Origin of the sequence: Solidesulfovibrio fructosivorans JJ], assembly GCF_000179555.1 — a bacterium.
GTDB lineage: Bacteria > Desulfobacterota > Desulfovibrionia > Desulfovibrionales > Desulfovibrionaceae > Solidesulfovibrio > Solidesulfovibrio fructosivorans.
The window spans coordinates 19,588-37,989 of record NZ_AECZ01000025.1 but is presented as its reverse complement, the minus strand read 5'-3'; the positions used below and the strand labels follow the sequence as shown (position 1 = coordinate 37,989).

At 67.8% G+C, this 18,402-nt stretch carries 14 protein-coding genes; 1 reads left to right on the top strand and 13 read right to left on the bottom strand.

All coding sequences use genetic code 11. The features are described 5' to 3' along the window. Positions 1-77 precede the first annotated feature (77 nt). The 13 genes from DESFRDRAFT_RS15490 to DESFRDRAFT_RS15430 form a co-directional block, all read right to left on the bottom strand. Positions 78-998, bottom strand: coding sequence for a class I SAM-dependent methyltransferase (locus DESFRDRAFT_RS15490; protein WP_005995467.1), 921 nt, complete (start codon positions 996-998; stop codon positions 78-80). 66 nt (positions 999-1,064) lie between these two features. Continuing rightward, on the bottom strand, positions 1,065-2,465 hold the full coding sequence (locus tag DESFRDRAFT_RS15485; RefSeq protein ID WP_005995466.1) for an NADH-quinone oxidoreductase subunit N: 1,401 nt from the start codon (positions 2,463-2,465) through the stop codon (positions 1,065-1,067). 18 nt (positions 2,466-2,483) lie between these two features. Beyond that, positions 2,484-4,022, bottom strand: coding sequence for a complex I subunit 4 family protein (locus tag DESFRDRAFT_RS15480; protein ID WP_005995465.1), 1,539 nt, complete (start codon positions 4,020-4,022; stop codon positions 2,484-2,486). Between the two features lie 12 nt (positions 4,023-4,034). Then, positions 4,035-5,906 carry an NADH-quinone oxidoreductase subunit L gene (locus DESFRDRAFT_RS15475; RefSeq protein WP_005995464.1) on the bottom strand — a complete coding sequence of 624 codons (1,872 nt, stop codon included), beginning with the start codon at positions 5,904-5,906 and terminating at the stop codon, positions 4,035-4,037. Next, complete coding sequence (gene nuoK, locus DESFRDRAFT_RS15470; RefSeq protein WP_005995463.1) at positions 5,906-6,214, bottom strand: NADH-quinone oxidoreductase subunit NuoK; 309 nt, start codon at positions 6,212-6,214, stop codon at positions 5,906-5,908. The genes DESFRDRAFT_RS15475 and nuoK overlap by 1 nt, the downstream gene beginning before the upstream one ends. Further along, the gene (locus tag DESFRDRAFT_RS15465) at positions 6,211-6,732 is read right to left on the bottom strand and encodes an NADH-quinone oxidoreductase subunit J family protein (RefSeq protein WP_005995462.1); all 522 of its coding nucleotides are present in this window, start codon (positions 6,730-6,732) and stop codon (positions 6,211-6,213) included. The genes nuoK and DESFRDRAFT_RS15465 overlap by 4 nt, the downstream gene beginning before the upstream one ends. A 9-nt stretch (positions 6,733-6,741) precedes the next feature. Then, positions 6,742-7,305 carry an NADH-quinone oxidoreductase subunit NuoI gene (gene nuoI / locus DESFRDRAFT_RS15460; RefSeq protein ID WP_005995461.1) on the bottom strand — a complete coding sequence of 188 codons (564 nt, stop codon included), beginning with the start codon at positions 7,303-7,305 and terminating at the stop codon, positions 6,742-6,744. A gap of 12 nt (positions 7,306-7,317) precedes the next feature. Then, positions 7,318-8,310, bottom strand: a complete 993-nt coding sequence (gene nuoH, locus DESFRDRAFT_RS15455) for an NADH-quinone oxidoreductase subunit NuoH (protein ID WP_005995459.1) — start codon at positions 8,308-8,310, stop codon at positions 7,318-7,320. Positions 8,311-8,313: 3 nt separating this feature from the next. Continuing rightward, positions 8,314-10,653 carry an NADH-quinone oxidoreductase subunit NuoG gene (gene nuoG / locus DESFRDRAFT_RS15450; RefSeq protein ID WP_005995458.1) on the bottom strand — a complete coding sequence of 780 codons (2,340 nt, stop codon included), beginning with the start codon at positions 10,651-10,653 and terminating at the stop codon, positions 8,314-8,316. Then, positions 10,641-12,005 (bottom strand): complex I 51 kDa subunit family protein, encoded by a 1,365-nt coding sequence (locus DESFRDRAFT_RS15445; RefSeq protein ID WP_005995456.1) that lies wholly within the window; start codon positions 12,003-12,005, stop codon positions 10,641-10,643. Before DESFRDRAFT_RS15445 ends, nuoG begins: the two co-directional genes overlap by 13 nt. Continuing rightward, positions 11,996-12,493, bottom strand: a complete 498-nt coding sequence (nuoE, locus tag DESFRDRAFT_RS15440) for an NADH-quinone oxidoreductase subunit NuoE (RefSeq protein ID WP_005995454.1) — start codon at positions 12,491-12,493, stop codon at positions 11,996-11,998. Before nuoE ends, DESFRDRAFT_RS15445 begins: the two co-directional genes overlap by 10 nt. A gap of 348 nt (positions 12,494-12,841) precedes the next feature. Beyond that, positions 12,842-15,214, bottom strand: a complete 2,373-nt coding sequence (locus tag DESFRDRAFT_RS15435) for an NADH-quinone oxidoreductase subunit B/C/D (RefSeq protein ID WP_005995453.1) — start codon at positions 15,212-15,214, stop codon at positions 12,842-12,844. Beyond that, entirely contained in the window at positions 15,211-15,630 is a 420-nt protein-coding gene (locus DESFRDRAFT_RS15430) for an NADH-quinone oxidoreductase subunit A (protein ID WP_005995452.1), read from the bottom strand. The genes DESFRDRAFT_RS15435 and DESFRDRAFT_RS15430 overlap by 4 nt, the downstream gene beginning before the upstream one ends. 333 nt (positions 15,631-15,963) lie before the next feature. Here DESFRDRAFT_RS15430 and DESFRDRAFT_RS15425 point away from each other — a divergent pair, with 333 nt between their 5' ends. After that, positions 15,964-18,333 carry a GGDEF domain-containing protein gene (locus tag DESFRDRAFT_RS15425; RefSeq protein WP_005995451.1) on the top strand — a complete coding sequence of 790 codons (2,370 nt, stop codon included), beginning with the start codon at positions 15,964-15,966 and terminating at the stop codon, positions 18,331-18,333. Positions 18,334-18,402: the final 69 nt, after the last annotated feature.

Genomic DNA, 18,402 nt, shown 5'->3' with positions numbered 1-18,402 from the left:
AGTCTTTTGAAAGGGGGTCCGGGGGGGAAACTTTTCTTCAGAAAAGTTTCCCCCCGGCTCGTTTCGGAAAATTTTCCCTACTCCGCACTGCGGTGGGCGACGATGACTTCGCTGCGGATGCGTTCGTAGCGGTTGACGTGGTCGCGGATGGTCCACCAGGCCGAACCCGCGATGTCTGCCTCCCAGCCCGGGCCGGCGCCGAGCATGGTGGCGACGACGGCCGCGCTGTCGCCGGATTCCGCCGTGCCGCCGAGCCAATCCTCCGGCCTAGCCACGTTTTCGGACCAGGAGAAGGGGTCGGCCAGGAGCACGGTAGCCTTTCGCGCGCACACGCGTCTGGCCTCGACAAGGTGGAGCATCGGGCGCGGCAGCTTGTCCACGACATTGAGCGACGCGACAAAACCGAAACTCTCGGCGCGAAACGGCAGGCGCGCGACGTCGGCCCGCACGAATTCCGCAATGCCCTGTTGCAGCCGCGCGGGCAGGGAGAACTCGAACCGCGTGGTCAGATGCCCCTGTCTCGGGGCGGTGAAGGCCATTTCCTTTTTCCGGGCGATCCGCCGGGCCAGGGTAACGAAGGGCCGCGACAGGTCGACGCCCACGGCGAAGCCGCTTTTCGCGGCCATCTCGAAGGTGAAGCGTCCCACGGCGCAGCCGGCGTCCAGGCCCGGCCCCTCCCAGTCTCCGGCCATTTCCAGCCAGCGCGTGTAGGCGTCCGTGGCTTCGCGGTCCTCCCACAGGTCGGCGTAGTGGCTCCACAGGTAGGAGGCGGACAGCCTGCCCGTGTCGTAACGCGCCTGGGCGGTGGGCACGGCCTTTTCGGGCGGAACCAGGTCGGCCAGCCCGTCGGTGATGGCATAGGCCGCGCCGCAGTCGGGGCAGACGAGGGTCCCGGAGGTGATATCATCGCCGGAGTGACGGTGGTCTTGGAGTTGCAGCGGATGTTCCTCGGGCAGGCAGACCGGACAGACGAGCAGATCGAGCAGGCGGGCGTGCATGTATGCTTCCTTTTCCCGTTAAGGGGGACCGGGGTGGCGTCCTGCCGCCCCGGGCGCGCTTCTCCGCTACCCCCCGACCAGTTTTGCGATGGCGGCCATGAGCGGCCCGGGCCAGACGCCGAGCCAGAGCAGGCCGGCGGCCACGGCCCACAGGGTGAGGCCTCCGGCCGGGCCGGCCGGGGCGGGAACGGCCGGGTAGGCTTCGACGCTCTCGCGCATGTAGAGCGTGGCCACCAGGCGCAGGGCGTAAAAGATGCCGATGACGGCCATGAGGATGCCGAAGACGGCCAGTCCCGTGTAGCCGGCGCGCAGGGCCGCGCCGAAGACCAGAAATTTGCCGATGAACCCGGCCGTGGGCGGCAGCCCGGCCAGGGACAGCAGACAAAAGGCAAGTGAACCGGCCAGCCAGGGATGGTCGTAGCCGAGGCCCCGGTAGGATGCAATGGCGTCGCGGTCGGCGGCGTCGCCGGAAAGCGCTCCCACCGCGCCGAAGGCGCCGAGGTCCATGAGCGCATAGGCGGCCAGGTAGAAAAGCGCGGCCTCGCCGCCGCCGGCCCCGACGGCCAGCGCGGCCATGGCGATGTAGCCCATCTGGGCGATGGAGGAGTAGGCCAGCAGGCGTTTGACGCTTTTTTGCCGCAACGCGCCGATGTTGCCCACAGCCATGGAAAGTCCCGAGACGGCGACCAGGGCCGGCGAGAGGAGCGCCATGGCGTCCGGGGAGGCGTCGGCGCACAGGTGGAGCAGGGCGGCGGCCGTGGCGGCCTTGGAGCCGGTGGAGAGAAAGGCGGCAACGGGAGCCGGCGCGCCTTGATAGGTGTCCGGCGTCCAGAGATGGACCGGGGCGAGGGAAAGCTTGAAGCCGATGCCGACCAGGGCCAGGGCCAGCCCGGCGGTGACGATGGGGCCGCCGGCGGCCAGGGAGTCGGCGATGTCGAGGGTTCCGCTGCCGGCGTAGATCAGGCTGATGCCGAAAGTGAGGGTGGCCAGGGCCACGGCCCCGGGCAGGAAATACTTGAGCGCGGCCTCGGCCCCGAGCCTGTCGTTTAAGCGCGCGGCCACCAGGGCGTAGAGGCAAAGGGAAGCCAGCTCGAGCCCCAAAAGGAGCATCAGCCAGTCGGTCGCTTCGGCCAGCAGCAGCATGCCGAGGGCCGACCACAAGGTCAGGCCGTAAAGGGCGTCGCCGGAAAATTCGCGCTTATCGGCGTAGCGGGCCAGCAGCCCCACCGTGCCCAGGGTGATGGCGCTTAAAAGTCCGGCATAGAAACGGGTCATGCCGCTGGCCTCCGGGCCGGGCAGGAAGGCCCAGATGCCCGGCACCAGGGCGAAGAGCGCGGTGAGGGTGGGGAGCAGTCCCCTTGGCGCGCCCCGGCGGAAAATTGCCGCGCCAAGGGCGGCCAGTCCCCCGGCGGCCAGGGCCAAGTGGGGGATGAGCTCGGGAAAAAGTCCGGTGATTTGGGCGGGCATGGGGAGTCCTTTTCTGTCTTACAGGCCAAGCCCGGTTGTCACTGTCGCCACCGCTGGCCAGACCTGTCCGGCGATGATGTCGAGGGGGGCGCTTATGACCGACAGGACGGGGCCGGGAAAAAGTCCGATCCACAGCATGGCCAGGATCAGGGACGCCATGAGCGCGGTTTCCCGGGGCGAAAGGTCGGCAAAGGGGGCGTCCGAGCGGGGCGGGCCGAAGAGCGTGTCCCGGGCCAGACGCAGCAGGTAGACAAGCGTCGCGGCCATGCCGAGCACGGCGAAAGCGCCCGTGACGACATCGACCCGGAACAGCCCGAAGACGATCATGGCCTCGCCCACGAACCCGGAGAGCCCGGGCAAAGCGGCCGAGGCCAGCACGCACACCAGAAAGGCCGCGCCGAACCGGGGGGCCTTGTTCCAGAGGCCGCCCAGCACCGCGAAGCGGCGGGAGCCCATGCGCTCGCCGATCATGCCGGCCTGGGCGAAAAGTCCGCCCGAGGTCAGGCCATGGCTGACCATCATGACCACCGCGCCGCCGAGGGCCAGCCGGCTGCCGGAGACGATGGCGGCCACGGCCAGGCCCATATGCCCGATGCTCGAATAGGCGACGAGGCGTTTGACGTCTTCCTGGGCCAGGGCCACCCAGGAGGCGTAGAAGAGTCCGATCAGGCCGAGCACGGTCAGGACCGGGGCATAGGCCACGGCCGCTTCCGGGAAAAGGGGCAGGGCGAAGCGGATCAGCGCGTAGCCGCCGGTCTTGAGGAGCAATCCGGCCAGGATGAGGCTGCCGGCCGTGGGGGCTTCGGTATGGGCGTCGGGCAGCCACATGTGCACCGGCACCAGCGGGATCTTGATGGCGAAGGACAGCACGAAGGCGGCGAAAAGCCAGCGCGCCGTGGCAAGCGGCAGATGGAGCCGTGTCAGGTCGTACAGGGCAAAGGTGGGGCCGGTGGGGCCGTCGGCGGCGTATATGCCGAGGGCGATGACGGCCAGGAACATGAGCAGGCCACCCACGGCCGAGAACAGGAAGAATTTGATGGCCACCCGCATGCGGTCGCCGTGGCCGAAGATGCCGATGAGGAAAAAGACCGGGATGAGCTGGGCTTCCCAGAAGAGCGCGAAAAGAAAGACGTCCGTGGCCAGAAACACGCCCTGGACGGTGGCGAGCGAAGCGAGGATCAGGGCGTGATAGAGGGCCGGACGTTTCGCGTCGTCATGGCGCGAGGCCAGCATGCAGCACACGCCGATAAAGGCGGTGAGCGCCACGAAGACGAGGCTGAGGCCATCGCAGGTCAGGGTATAGCGGATGCCGAGCTGGGGTATCCAGGCGACGTCTTCGCTGACCGGCAGGGAGGAGCGGCCCACGGCGAAAAGAAGGATCACCAGCAGGGCCATCGCTCCTTCGATCAGGGCGGCGGTCAGGGCGAAGGACCGGCAGGCCTCCCGGGAGCGCCGGAAAAGCGGCATGGCCACGGCCGCGGCCAGGGGCCAGAAAATGAGCAGGGTCAGCCAGGGGAGGTCCCGCAGCGTGGACAGCATGGGCGTCATGGGCATCATGGCTGCGTTTCCTTATCCTTGTGTCCAGCCCACCGCGAGCCAGGTCAAGATGATGGCGGCCAGGGCGAAAACGGTGACCAGCGAGACGGCGATGCGCCCGCCTCCCAGCCGGCGGATGCCGTCGGACAGGCCGGAGATGCCGGATGTCGCGGCCAGGACCGTGCCGTTTAACATATCCTCATCCACCCCGCGCCACAGGAAGGCCGCCGCCCGCGCATACGGCGCGGCCAGCCATTTCCGGTAAAAGCCGTCCAGGCCGAGTCCGGCCGTGAGGCGTCCGTCCGGCGCGGCCTTGTGACGGCGCGCGGGCCGGTAGATGGCCCAGGCGATGAGCAGGCCGCCGATGGCGATGACCGCGTCCAGGATCATGACCACCACCTCGGCGTTTTCCACTTCGGGCGGATTGGGGGCGACGGTCCCGGCCAGGTAGCTGTCGAGAAGCGGTTTTAGGTGGAAAAATTCCGGCAGGTTGATGAACCCGTACACCAGGGCCAGGACGCCCAGGGGCCAAAGCGGGCGTTCCATGCGGAAAAGGGCCGGATCGTCGCTCATGGGCGCCGGATCGGCCGGATCGGCGAAAAAGGCCACGAAGTACATGCGGAAGACGTAAATGGCGGTGAGAAGGGCGGCCACGGTCCCGAGCACGAAGGACAGCAGAAAGATGTCGTTTGGGTGGGCCAGGGCGTCGGCCAGGGTCCGGCCCTTGCTGAAGTAGCCGGAGGTGAGCGGCAAGGCGGCCAGGGCGGCCGCGCCACAGGTGAACAGGAGGAACAGTCCGGGCATTTTCTTGCGCAGCCGCGCGCCCATGCGGAAGATGTCGTGTTCCTCGTGAAAGGCCTGGATCATGACGCCGGAGCACATGAAAAGCAGGGATTTGAAAAAGGCGTGGCTTTGCAGGTGGAAAAGCGCGCCTGTCACGTCGCCGCAGCCGGCGGCCAGGAACATGTATCCGACCTGGCTTATGGTCGAATAGGCCAGGATGCGTTTGACGTCGCGCTGGCCGAGGGCGCAGATCGCGCCGTAAAGGGCCGTGGCCGCGCCGATGAAGGCCGCCGCCGCGCCGACGTCCGGGGCGAAGGCGAGCATCGGGTCCAGGCGCATGAGCAGGTACACGCCGGCCGTGACCATTGTCGCGGCGTGGATCAGTGCCGAAACCGGGGTCGGGCCGGCCATGGCGTCGGGCAGCCAGGCCGAAAGCGGCAGCTGGGCCGATTTTCCGAGCGCCGCAAAGAGGAAACAAAAGCCGATGACCTCGGCCATGCCCGGCGAAAGGGTTTCGGCCCTGGCGGCGAGATCGGAGAGCGAGGCGTGGCCGAAAAGCGCGATGACGATGCCAAGCGCCGCCACGTAGCCCAGGTCGCCGATGCGGGTCATGATGAAGGCCTTGCGCCCGGCGTCCACGTTGGGCAGCTCCTCGTGCCAGAAGCCGATGAGCGCGAACGAGCAGAATCCCACGCCTTCCCAGCCCATGAAGAGGAAAATCAGGTCGTCGGCCAGGGCGATGACCAGCATGAAGAAGACGAAGAGGTTCAAGTAGCAGAAATAGCGCGCAAAGGATTTGTCCTCGCGCATGTAGGTGGCGGAGTAGAGGTGGATGAGCAGGGCCACGAAGGTGACGGTGACGGTCATGACCCCGGCCACGCGGTCGTAGAGGAGCGAAAAGTCCGAGGAAAAGCCGTCGAAGGCGAACCACGAGCCGTAGCGTATGCGGTGCGGCGCGACGCCGAGGCCCCAGATGGCGACGACGGCCATGGCCAGGGCTCCGGCGATGGCCACGGCGGCGGCCACGTTGCTTGCCCGCCGGCCGCATTTCGCGCCCCAGCCGGCCTGGAACAGCGCCCCGGCCAGGGGAAAGAGGAGCATGAGCGCAAGAAGTTCGGCCATCATTCCCCCGCAAGGCGGTTGTAGTCGTCAATGGAGGCGGTCCCGCCCGAGCGCCGGCCGTGGACGAGCAGGGCCAGCCCGAGGCCGGCCTCGGCCGCGGCCAGCCCCATGACGATCAGCACCGCCGCCTGGCCGTCCAGGTTTCCCCAGGCCAGCGACGCGCCGACAAAGGCGACGGACGCGGCGGTGAGCATGAATTCCACGCCGACGAGGATCATGAGGATCGAACGCCGGGCCACGGCGCACAGCGCGCCGATGGCGAAAAGCAGGCTGGCCACGGCCAGGACGTGGGACAGGGGCACGTTCATGCGGCGCCGCCTCCCTGTTGACGCGCCTCGCGTTTGGCCCGGCCCAAAAGGAGCACGGCGGCCAGCGCGGCGAAAAGGATGATGGAAACGGCCTCCACCGCCAGCCAGTAGGTGCCGAAAAGCACCGTGCCCACGGCCGCCGGCGTGGCCAAGGCCGCCGGCAGCATGACCCGGCCCACGGGATCGACGCCGATCAGGGCGAAAAGCGCCACAAGGGTGGCGGCGGCGATGACGCCCGGAACGACCAGCCGCGCCGCCGGCACCGCGCCAACGCCGACCGGCAGCCCGAGCAGCATGATGATGAAAAGGAACAGCACCATGATGGCCCCGGCGTAGACCACCACCTCCAGCACGCCGGGCAGCGGCGCGCCGAGGACCACGAACAGGCCGGCCGTGGCGATAAACGTCACCACGGCGCAGCACACGGCATGGACGGGATTGCGCCGCGTGGCGGCAAGTCCCGCCGCGATGAGCAGCACGGCGGAGAGAAGGTAGAAAAGCGCGCCAAGAGCGGTCATGATTTCATCCTACGGCAGAATGCTTTTGACATCCACGGGTTCGTCCTCGCCGATGTGTTCGCCCTTGGGCCTGCCGGCGGCCACGCCGGCATGGGCGTAGAAATCGTAATCCGGGTCCTTGCCGCCGTGGTTCACGAGCAGGTCCTCTTTTTCGTAGACAAAGGCCTCGATGGAATCCTTGGAAAAGGCGAATTCGGGCGTGAGCTGGATGGCCAGGGTCGGGCAGGCCTCCTCGCACAGGCCGCAGTAGATGCAGCGGGCGAAGTTGATGCGGAACCAGGCCGCGCGCCGCCGGCCGTCCGGGCCTTCCTCGGACTGCATGGAGATGCAGTTGACCGGGCAGGCGCCGGAGCAGAGGTAGCAGGCCACGCAGCGTTCCTTGCCGTCCGGGGAGCGGGTGAGGATGATGCGGCCGCGCGTGCGGGCCGGCATGGGCCGTTTGTATTCCGGGTACTGTTCGGTGACGGGCTTGCGAAAGAGATGGGTCAGCGTCGCGGCGTAGGACCCGATGATCCCGGTCGCGCCGTCGACGACCTCGCGCAAAAGGCCCGATTTGTCGTTTTTATCTTCCATCGACACGGCTCCTTACATCCCGGCGGCGAGAATCGCGCCGGTGACGAGGATGTTGACCAGCCCGAGCGGCACCAGGAACTTCCAGCCCACGGCCATGAGCTGGTCGTAGCGCAGGCGCGGCAGCGAGGCCCGGGTCCAGATGAGAAAGACCGGCACGGCCAGAACCTTGATGAGGAACCAGACGATCGGCGGCAAAAAGGGTCCGTGCCAGCCGCCGAGGAAAAAAACGGCGGTGACGGACCCTAAAAGGATCATGTTGACGTATTCGCCGACAAAGAAAAGCGCGAAGCGCATGCCGGAATATTCGGTGTGGTAGCCGGCTTGCAATTCGTTTTCGGCCTCGGGCAGGTCGAAGGGGATGCGGTTGGTCTCGGCCAGGGCGGCGACCACGAAGATGGCAAAGGCCACGGGCTGGACGAGGGCGAAGGGGAGCGTCGCCTGGGCGGCCACGATGTCGGAGAGGCTCAAGGACCGGGAGAGCATGACCACCGGGACCAGGGAAAGGGCCAGGGCCAGCTCGTAGCTGATCATCTGGGCCGCGCCGCGAAGGCCGCCGAGCAGGCTGTACTTGTTGTCCGAGGTCCAGCCGCCAAGGGCCACGCCGTAAACGGCCAGGGACGACAGGCCGAAGACGACGAGCACCCCCACATTGGCGTCGGCGATCACCTGCCGGATGGTCACGCCGAAGACAGTGAAATCCGGGCCGAACGGCACCACGGCAAAGGCGAAAAGGGCGGTGCCGGCGACGATGGCCGGGGCGACGAGAAAAATGCGCCTGTCCACGCCGTCGGGGATGATGTCTTCCTTAAGGAGCATCTTGAGGCCGTCGGCGATGGGCTGGAGCAGGCCGAAGAGGCCGACCCGGTTGGGGCCGTAGCGCACCTGCATGCGGCCGAGCAGCTTGCGTTCGAGCAGGATCATGTAGGCGGCGAGTCCAAAGACCACGGCCAAAACGATGCCCATTTTGACCAGCATGACCAGGACGCCGACGAGGATATGAACCATGGCCTATCTCCGGCGCAGGTCGCAGGGACCCAGGGTTGCGGTCAGACCGGCGAATTGCGGCAGCCGGGGCAGGACGGCCACGCCCCGGGCCACGTCCGGGGTGACGCGGGCCACGGCGTGGACGAAGCGGTCGAGCACGGCCACGGCAACGGCCTCGCCGTCGGCAAAGCCCAGGGAGGCGGCGTCCTCGGGATGGAGCGTCAGCGTCGGCTCGGTCGCGGCCAGCTTTGCCGTGAGCGGGGCGTAGCGGCCAAGCTCCTCGGTGCCGAACAGGGCCTCGGCAAAGACCACTGTCAGCCCTTCGGATGCGGGGAAGGGCTGGGCGGTTTCTTTTGCCCTGCCGGCCAGGGCGGCGAAATCCGCGCGTTCGCCTTCCGGGCCGAGGCCGGCGAGGTTTTGCCAGGGCCTTTCGGGCAGGTCCAGGGCCAGCGCGGCGGCGAGGTCGCGGCAAAGCCGGTCCGCCGGGCGCGGGTCCGTGCCGGGAAGCCTGCGGTCGAAGGCCCGGGGCGGATGGTTGCCGCCGCCGTCGCGGGAAACGGGATCGCCGGCGGGCTGCACCGGGGCGGCGCGCTGGAGCCGGCCTTCATTGTTGAGGAAAAGCCCGCCGGACTCGAACAGCGTGGTCGTGGGCAGAAAAATTGTGGCCTTGGCCACGCTCGGCGTGGGCAGACAGTCGCACACGGCAAGGGTGTCCAACCCGGCGCGGGCGGCGAAGAGCCGGGACGAAAGCGCGGCAAGGTCGGCCTCGACAACGACAAGGCTTTTCACGCGCCCGGCGGTGACGGCCTCGGCCAGATCGGCAAGTCCCGGCGCGTCCGGGGCGGCGCACAGGGCCGCGCCGGCGGTGCCCGGGCCGGCAAGAACCGGGAAAAGGCCAAAACGGTCGTCGGTCGGCAAGGCTCCGGCCAGGGACGGGACGAAGACCACGGCCGGGCGCTTGGCCGAGGCCAGGGCCTTGGCCGCCTGTTCCAGGGCCGGCCACAGCTGAGGCGCGAGCGGCAGGCGTTTTTGGGCCTGCGCGGCGACCTCGCCCGGGGCGGCGGTGACGACGGCGGCCACGGCGGCAAGCTGTCGCGGCGCGACCGGCAGGTGCGTGAAAGGCAGGGGCAGGGACACGGGCCTGGGGTCGGCCACGATGACCGCCCCGCCGTTTCGTGTGGCCTGACGCAGGGCGAGCGCCAGCATGGGCGCGTCGAAAAGTGGCGAAACGCCGAGCGTAAGCACCGCGTCGCAGCGGCCGATATCGGCCAGGGACAGGGCGCGCGTCGGCGTCAGGGCGGCCAGCGACGCGGTTATCGCCTCCTGCCAGGAGCGGCTTTCGAAAAAAGCCGGTCCGGTCCAGCCGGCGGCCTTGGCCAGGGCCTTCAGCGCGGCCTGCGTCTCGAGGGTGGAGCGGGCCGAGCCAACCACGGCCACGCTTTCCGGGCCGTGGGTCTTGGCCGTTTCCGCAAGCCGCGCGGCCACGGCGGCAAGGGCGTCGTCCACGGACGCGGCCGTGCCGTCGATTTTGGCCTCGCGCGGCCGCTCGGGGCTCGACTCGAAGCCGTGGGAAAACCGTCCCCGGTCGCAGATGAAAAAGCCGTTCACCGCCGCGTTTTCCCGGGCCTCGATCCGGGCCACGGCCCGGTAGCGCGACAGGGCCACGGTGTTGCAGCCAAGCGAACAATGCGGGCACACCGACGGGGCGCGTTCGCAGTCCCAACGCCGCGACGTGAAGCGCGCGGTCTTGTCGGTGAGCGTGCCGGTCGGGCAGATGTCGGCCAGATTGCCGGCAAAGGGGCTTTCGAGCGGCCCGTTTTCGAACCGGCCGAAATAGACCCGGTTGGCGTTTTGCATGGGCCCGAAATCGCGATAGCCGCAATACTCCTGGTAGAGCCGCACGCAACGGTAGCAGTGGATGCAGCGGTTCATCTCGTGCTGGATGAACGGCCCCAGGTCCTGGTCCAGGTAGGTGCGCTTGGTCCCCGGCCAGCGGCGCAGGCTGTGGCCGCCCGAGATCGTCTCGTCCTGGAGCAGGCAATGGCCGCCCTCGTCGCACACCGGGCAGTCGTGGGGATGGTTGGCCATCAGCAGTTCGATGACATGCCGGCGAAAGGCCACGGCCTCGGGGTGGGACGTCTCCACCACCATGCCGTCGGCGGCCGGGGTCATGCAGCTCATCTCCAGCCCCTTGACCGGGCCGTCCGTGAACATCACCGCGCACATGCGGCAGGCCCCGGCCGCGCCCAGGGCCGGATGCCAGCAAAAGCGCGGGATGACGATGCCGAGCGCCTCGGCCGCCTCGATGACCGTTGTCCCCTTGGCGACCGTTACGGGACGTCCGTCGATAATCAGATCGGGCATTGGTCCTCCGGGCAGGGGGTCGGGCCGAAGGCCACGGGGCGCGTGCCGCAGGCCTTGCCGTGCATGGCTGGCGGCGGGTTGCCGAAGGGGCATTTGCGCTGGTGCAGGTGCTCGCGCACTTCCGCCTCGAAATGGGTCAAAAGGCTCAGGATCGGTTCGGCGGCCCCGGGCGCGAAGGCGCAGTAGGCCGACTGCATGACCTTGGCCATGTCGCGGATCATGCCGATGTGCTCTTCCTTACCCTCGCCGGACTCGATGAGCCGCAGCAGATGGCGCACGTAGGGCAGGCCTTCGCGGCACGGCGTGCACCAACCGCAGGACTCGCGGGTGAAAAATTCGATCAGGTTGAGCGTAGCCCCGACCAGGCAGGTGTTCTGGTCGAAGACCATGATGGAGGCCGTGCCCAGCCGCTGGCCGGCCTTTTTCATGGCGTCGAAGTCCATGGGCAGGTCGAGCAGCCTTTCGGGCATGAAGGGGGTCGAGGCCCCGCCCGGAATGACGGCCTTGATGGCGCGCCCTGGCGGCATGCCGCCGGCGTGCTCGAAGAGGATTTCCCGCAGCGGAATGCCCATGGGCAGCTCGTAGCAATCCGGCTTGGCGATGCGACCGGACACGCTGAAAAGCTTGGTGCCGGCGCCGGTCGGCGTGCGGGCCAGGGACTTGAACCAGTCCGGGCCGTTTTTGACGATTCCCGGCAGGTTGGCCAGGGTTTCCAGGTTGTTGACGATGGTCGGGCAGTCCCAGAGTCCCTTGACGCTGGTGCGGGGGCCGCCTTTTCTCGGATTGGGGCGCAGGCCCGAAATGGCCTTGATCTGGGCCGAGGCCTCGCCGCAGATGTAGCGGCCGGCGCTTCGGTGCACGTGGATGTCGAAGGAAAAGTCTGTGCCCAGGATGTTTTTGCCGAGAAGCCCCTTGTCGCGGGCGACCTGGGTTTCGCGCTCGAGCAGCACCGCGTCGGCTTCGTAGGAGGGCCGGATGAAGCAGACGCCGAGCGTCGCCGAAACGGCGTAGGCGCACAGGAGGATGCCCTCGATGACCAGATGCGGGTCCACGTTGACCAGCACGCGGTCCTTGAAGGTGCCGGGCTCCATCTCGTCGGTGTTGACCACCACGTAGCGCGGGCCGACGTAGCCGGCCGGGATGCCCTGCCATTTGCGCCCGGCCGGAAATCCCGCCCCGCCCCGGCCGCGCAAATCCGAGGCCAGGACGATGTCCAGCACTTCCTGCGGCGTGCGCTTGCCGATGGTGGCGTAAAGCGCTTCGTAGCCCCCGCCGGCCCGGTATTCGTCGAAGGTGGCCGGCCGGCCGAGGTGGCGGTTTTTGAAAAGCACCTGCGGCGCGTCTACTTGCATCGAACCGGCTCCTCGGTGGTCTCGCGCAGTTCCCTAAGAACCGCATCAATGCGCTCGGGGGTGAGCTTGTTGTAGAAGCGGCCGTTTATGAGCATCGTCGGCGCATTATGACAGTTGCCGATGCAGGCCGAAGGCAGCACCGTGAACATGCCGTCCTCGGTCGTGCCGCCGGGCGGCACGCCGAGCGTGCGGCACAGATAATCGAAGATGGAATCCTGGTGGAACATCCAGCACACCACAGAGTCGCACACGTGGATGACGTAGTGCCCCACCGGCCGTCGGTAGAGGTAGTCGTAAAAGGTGGCCAGGGACTCCAGCTCCAGCGTGGTCATGCCGAGCAGCTTCGAGGCGTAGTGCACGGCCTCGTCGCACAGATACCCGTAGTGGTGCTGCAAGGCGTACATCACATCCACCGCCGCCTCGCGGGGATGCTCCGCCTGGGCGATCATGCGTTTGAGGTCCGCGACCAGTGCGTCAGGCAATGCCATGCTGTGCGCCTCCGGCGGCCAGGAGAGGCTCCGCCTCTCCTGGACCTCTCCGCCAGAAGGGGCGCTGCCCCTTCTGGACTACCCCGCCGGGAGGCCACGGGCCCCCCGGACCCCCCGAATGGAGAAATATGGATGAAATGTGAGGATGTTGCAAAAATAATGTTGCGGCGGATTCCCTGGTGCTCTGAGGCGGGAATGGCTTCCGGATATGCTGCATGTGGCCAGGGCCGGCGAGGGGCTGTGGCGGACGCGAAGGCGTATTCTTCAAATATGCGCCGCGCGCGGCCGTCACAGTCCCTCGCCGGCCAACCAGCCCATATTTCCGCAATATTTCCATAGCACTATATCTCATCGATCGATATCCGGCAGAATGTAATCGTAGGAAGCGAGCACGGCCACGAAATCAGCCACCCGCAGTCCCTCGGCCAGCAGCGGCATGGCCTGGATGTTGGCGAAGCCCGGGGTGCGCACCCGCATGCGGTAAGCGTGGCAGTCGCCGTCGGAGACGACGTAATAGCCCTGCTCGCCGCGCGGGGCTTCGGTCGCGGCATAGGCCTGGCCGACCGGGAGCCTTGGGCCGCGCGTGACGTTGACGAAATGGTGGATCAGGCTTTCGATGTCGGTGAGGGCTTCGCGTTTCTGGGGCAGGCTGTAGCGGGCGTCCGCGGCCAGCCAGCGGCCGCCCGGCATGTTATCCGCCGCCTGCTTGATGATGCGCAGGCTTTCGAGCATCTCGTCCATGCGCACGAGGTAGCGCGAAAAACAGTCGCCGGCGTCGCGGGTCGGCACGTCGAAATCGAAATCGGCGTAGGCCCCGTAGGGCATCTTTTTGCGTCGGTCCCAGGCGACCCCCGTGGCCCGCAGGTTGGGGCCGGTGACGCCCCAATCGATGGCCTCGGCGGCGCTGATGGTCCCCACGCCCCGGCAGCGGGCCTTGACGATGGGGTTTTTGGTCACACCGGCGTGGTATTCCTTCACCCGGCCCGGGAAGATTTTGATGAAGGCGTCGACCTGCTCCTTCCAGCCCTCGGGCAGATCGGCCGCCATGCCCCCGATGCGCAGCCACGACGGATGGAGCCGGCCGCCGGTGATGGTCTCGATGATGTCGAGGACCAGCTCGCGTTCCCGCAGGGCGTAGAATATCGGGCTCATCATGCCGAGATCCTGGAGAAACGTGCCGAAGTACATGAGGTGGTTGGAGATGCGGAAAAGCTCCGACAGCATGACCCGGGCATAGGCGGCGCGCGGCGGCACCTCGATGCCGGTAAGCGTCTCCACGGCCGTGACGTAGGACAGGTTGTTGGCCACGCCCGAAAGGTAGTCCACCCGGTCGGTGTAAGGGATGAACTGGTGCCAGGTCTGGCGCTCGCCGATTTTCTCCACGCCCCGGTGGTGGTAGCCGATGTCCATGCCGAGGGCCTTGATCCGCTCGCCGCGCATGGCCAGCACGTAGCGGAAGATGCCGTGGGTGGCGTAGTGGTGCGGCCCGAAATTGAGCAGGTAGTCCCCGGCGTCGGCGCGCGGGCCGAGGATTTCCCTGGCGTCCACCGGTTCCAGGCGGCGGCAGTCGTCCTCGGTGAAGGGCGGCATGTTGGTGGCCCGGCCCTCGTAGTCCTTGCGCAGGGGATGGCCGACCCAGTCGCGGTGGGTGAGCAGCCGTCTGGGGTCGGGGTGCCCGGTAAAACGCAGGCCGAACATCTCGGCCGCCTCGCGTTCGTACCAGGAGGCGCTCGGCCACACGCCCGTCGCCGTGGCGATGGCGCTGTCGCGTGTGGGGAGCGCGCAGGTCAGGCGCACCATGCCCGGGCTGGACAGCGAGGTAAGCGTGTAGACCACGCTGGCCTCGTGGCCTTGCGGCGTGCGGCGCATGGTCTCGTCGACGGCGGTCAGGTCCTCCAGACGCTCGAAGCGGGTGGGCGCATTCCTTTTAAGATGGGCCAGCACCTCGGTGATGCGCTCCGGGGCCACGGCATAGGTCGGCATGTCGATGGCGTCCGGCGTAGGCGTCACCGCCTCGCCGAAGGCGGCGGCAAGGTCCGCGGCCACGGCTTGCTGGTCGTCGCGCAGCGTCAGGCGCGGCGCGGGCGGCGTCCACATGCCGTCCGCCCGGGAGCCGTAAAAGCGCGGTTCGGTCGCGGCCGTGCCCCGGATGGGGATGCCGGCGTAGCCGGGGCCGCGCGTATCGCGGCATTTGCTCACCCCGTCGAGGAGGTGGTCGCGCCGGCCGCCTTCGCTGCCGCCCGGCAGGTGCAGCACGGGGCGGGTAGGCTTTTCGCCGGCGGCGATTTTTTTCTGGAGCAGCAACAGCCCGTCGAAAAGCGCCTCGGGCCGGGGCGGACAGCCCGGGATATAGACGTCCACGGGCAGGATCTGGTCCGAGCCCTGGACCACGGAATAGACGTCGTACATGCCGCCGGAGTTGCTGCACGAGCCCATGGAGATGACCCACTTGGGGTCGCTCATCTGTTCGTAGAGCCGAAGGGCCACCGGGGCGATCTTTTTGAACATCGTGCCCGAGACGATGAGCACGTCGGCCTGCCGGGGCGAACCCCGGAAGACCTCCGAACCGTAGCGGGCGATGTCGTAGCGCGGCCCCCAGGCCGTGGCCTCCTCCACGAAGCAGCAGGACAGCCCGAAGAAAAAGGGCCAGAGGCTGTTCTTGCGCGCCCAGTTGATGATGTGATCCGTGGGCGAGAAAACGGCGTCGAGGGGGCCGGTCACAAGCCTTCCTCCTCGTTCCAGTCGAGGCCGCCCTTTACCCAGGCGTAGGCCAGGCCAAGGCCCAGGATCACGATGAACACGGCCATGCGCAGGTAGCCGGGAAGGCCGAGTTCCGGCCAGGCCACGGCCCAGGACACGATATAGGCGGTTTCCACGTCGAAGATGAGGAAAAAGACGGCCATGAGGAAAAACGGCACCGGATAGCGGAACCGGGCGTCGCCCGTGGGCAGGATGCCGCATTCGTAGGGGCGCTGCTTGTCCGGGGTGGGCCGGCGGCGCACCAGAAAGCCCGAGAGGAAAAGGATGAGCCCTAGGATCGCCAGCACCAGGACGAAATAGACCAGAAAGGCCAGGGCGCCCGGTTCCCAGGGGGAAAACGGCGTGGCCAGGGGAGTGAACGGTGTCTGCGACTGCATGGATCCTCGCGCGGCCCGGGTCGTGCTCCCGAATGAAGCTTACAGGGCCGATTGCAGGCGATAATACCCGCAACGCTTTTTTTTGCAAGCCGCCATGGCCGGAAAGGGAGGAAGATCGCCGGGATGGGCGTGCCGCATGGGCGACGGGCCGGTCACGGTCCCGTGACGGCCGCCTTGCCGGGGCGGGCGCGGCGGCTGTGGCCTGGCGTCATGAAAACGTCATGGCAATGTCGAAGAGACGCGGCCAAGCGCGACGGGCTCCACGGTAGCGAAAGATGATTTCGCTCATGACTGCGCCATGCGCCTTGACTGTGGCGCATGCGAAGGAAGTTTATGCAGTTCTCGTCGTGTGTTGAGAGCGTTCGTATCCCGGAGGGTGGCCCCCTCGATGGCTGTCAGCTCCTGGGCTTTTTGGAGCGGGAGCACCGGGAGCGCGTGGCCGGGCATATCGCCAAAGGCGGTTTTCTCGGTCTCGTCCTGCTGGAAATCCAGGATTTTTCCTTGCTCCGCCGGCTGTTTCGTCCCGAGGTGGCCGAAACCCTGGCCGGGACCATGGCCCGGGAGGTGCGGCGCGTGGCCGGGCAGCGCACCCGGGAGTATCCCCTGGCTTTGATCGAGGTGCTCGAGCCGTCCCGCGTGCTGGTGATCGTCGGCCACAAGGATGACGACGCCGAGGCCCTCGATCGCCTGGCCGCGATGCTGCGGCTGGATGTGCGCGGTCGGCTGCGCCAGGAGTCGGTGCGCCTGACCGGCCAGGGCGTGGAACTGCGGTGCGGCGCGGCCAGGGTCATAAGCCGTGGGGCGGCCGGACTCGACATGGCCTTGGCCTCGGCCGTGGCCGAGGCGTCCCGGCGGGCCGGCGGGGGCGAGGGCGGGGCGCTGGCCCCGGCGCTGCGCGAATTCCGCGAGATTCTCGAACTGCGCCGGGTGCGGGCCGTGTTCCAGCCCATCGTCAATTTGCGGGCTGGTTCGGTCTTCGCCTGGGAGGCGCTGGCCCGTGGCCCCCGGGACAGCACGCTGGAATCCCCGGCCATGCTCTTTGACGTGGCCGAGGAGGCCGGGGCCATCTTCGCCCTGGAAAAAATCTGCCGGGAAGCGGCCATCCGGGGATTCGCCAAGCGCGAGCCCGGGGCCAAGCTTTTTTGCAACGTCCATCCCCGTACGCTGCTCGATCCCCAGTTCACCCCCGGCGAGACGCGCCGGCTTTTGGACAAGTACGGCATGGAGCCCCACGACGTGGTGCTGGAGATCACCGAGCGCCACAGTGTCAAGGACTTCAACCTGTTCCACCGGACCCTGGCCCATTACCGCGACGCCGGCTACGGCGTGGCCGTGGACGACGTGGGCACGGGCTATTCCGGGCTCGTCTCCATCGCCGAGATCCAGCCGGATTTCATGAAGATCGACATGTCGCTCGTGCGCGGCATCGACGCCAATCCGGTCAAGCGGGCGCTTATGGAGACGCTGCTCACTTTTTCGGAAAAGGTCGGCTGCCGCATCGTGGCCGAGGGCATCGAGACCGAGGCGGAGCTGGCCTGCCTGATCCGCCTCGGCGCGCATTTCGGCCAGGGCTTTTTCCTGGGCCGGCCGGCGGAAACGCCCGCGCTTTTGGACGAGGGGCCGCGTCTGGCCATCGTGCGCGGCGCGAACATGGCCGCCGACGGGCTCAAGTGCTCCTCGCCCATAAACGATCTGGCCGAGCGCCCCCAACAAGTGGGGCGAAGCGCCACCATCGGCGAGGTCAAACAGTTCTTCGACGAAAACGAATCCGTGCACACCGTGGTGGTGACCCAGGCCGGCCGGCCAGAAGGGCTCATCATGAGCCAGCACCTGGACAAGTTGCTCAGCTCCCAGTACGGCCTGTCCCTGTTCCTGCGCCGCGACGTGGGCCGCATCATGGACCCCTCGCCCCTGGCCGTGGAGTGGGACACGCCGGTGGAGGTGGCGGCCCAGGCGGCCATGGCCCGGGACCGGGACAAGCTCTACGATCCGATCCTGGTCACCTGCCGGGGCCGGCTTTCCGGGCTGGTGTCGGTGCAGAAAATCCTCGACGCCCTGGCCAGCGTCCAGGTGGAGATGGCCAAGGGGGCCAACCCGCTGACCGGCCTTCCCGGCAACGTGGCCATCGAGCGCGAGATCGCCCGGCGCGCCGCCGCCGGCCGGGCGACCTGCTTCATCTACGCCGACCTCGACAACTTCAAGGTCTTCAACGACGTCTACGGCTTCAAGGACGGGGACAAGGCCATCCTGCTGACGGCCCGCATCCTGGGCGAGGCCCTTTGCGCCCATGGCGGCCAGGACGATTTCCTGGGCCATGTCGGCGGGGACGATTTCGTCATCCTGTGCGACGGCCCCGCGGCGGAGCCGATCTGCCGGGCCGTGGCCCAATCCTTCGCCGCCGCCTCCTCGGCCCTCTACACCGCCGAGGACCGCGAACGCGGCTACATCGAGGGCCAGGGCCGCGACGGCCGGGTGGGCCGGTTCGACCTGCTCACCATCTCCATGGGCGTCATCGACTGCGCCTTTGCCGTGCCCGTGACCATGGACGAGCTGGGGCTGCGGGCGGCGGCGGTGAAAAAATACGCCAAGGCCCAGCCCGGCAATTCCTTCGTGCGCGACCGCCGCGCCCCGCTTGGCCTGCCCGATGCGCCCGGACAGGAAGCCGACCGGGCCGCTTGTCCGGGCCCGCTCGACGCGATTTGAGTTCGTATCCGCCTGGCCCGCGTCGCCAGAGGACCGCGTGCCCCCGGGCGATCGCTTCGGGGGCGCGGG

Coding starts and splice junctions, on each gene's coding strand:
- DESFRDRAFT_RS15490 (WP_005995467.1), bottom strand. CDS start 998: ATGCACGCCCGCCTGCTCGATCTGCTCGTCTGTCCGGTCTGCCTGCCC.
- DESFRDRAFT_RS15485 (WP_005995466.1), bottom strand. CDS start 2,465: ATGCCCGCCCAAATCACCGGACTTTTTCCCGAGCTCATCCCCCACTTG.
- DESFRDRAFT_RS15480 (WP_005995465.1), bottom strand. CDS start 4,022: ATGATGCCCATGACGCCCATGCTGTCCACGCTGCGGGACCTCCCCTGG.
- DESFRDRAFT_RS15475 (WP_005995464.1), bottom strand. CDS start 5,906: ATGGCCGAACTTCTTGCGCTCATGCTCCTCTTTCCCCTGGCCGGGGCG.
- nuoK (WP_005995463.1), bottom strand. CDS start 6,214: ATGAACGTGCCCCTGTCCCACGTCCTGGCCGTGGCCAGCCTGCTTTTC.
- DESFRDRAFT_RS15465 (WP_005995462.1), bottom strand. CDS start 6,732: ATGACCGCTCTTGGCGCGCTTTTCTACCTTCTCTCCGCCGTGCTGCTC.
- nuoI (WP_005995461.1), bottom strand. CDS start 7,305: ATGGAAGATAAAAACGACAAATCGGGCCTTTTGCGCGAGGTCGTCGAC.
- nuoH (WP_005995459.1), bottom strand. CDS start 8,310: ATGGTTCATATCCTCGTCGGCGTCCTGGTCATGCTGGTCAAAATGGGC.
- nuoG (WP_005995458.1), bottom strand. CDS start 10,653: ATGCCCGATCTGATTATCGACGGACGTCCCGTAACGGTCGCCAAGGGG.
- DESFRDRAFT_RS15445 (WP_005995456.1), bottom strand. CDS start 12,005: ATGCAAGTAGACGCGCCGCAGGTGCTTTTCAAAAACCGCCACCTCGGC.
- nuoE (WP_005995454.1), bottom strand. CDS start 12,493: ATGGCATTGCCTGACGCACTGGTCGCGGACCTCAAACGCATGATCGCC.
- DESFRDRAFT_RS15430 (WP_005995452.1), bottom strand. CDS start 15,630: ATGCAGTCGCAGACACCGTTCACTCCCCTGGCCACGCCGTTTTCCCCC.
- DESFRDRAFT_RS15425 (WP_005995451.1), top strand. CDS start 15,964: ATGCAGTTCTCGTCGTGTGTTGAGAGCGTTCGTATCCCGGAGGGTGGC.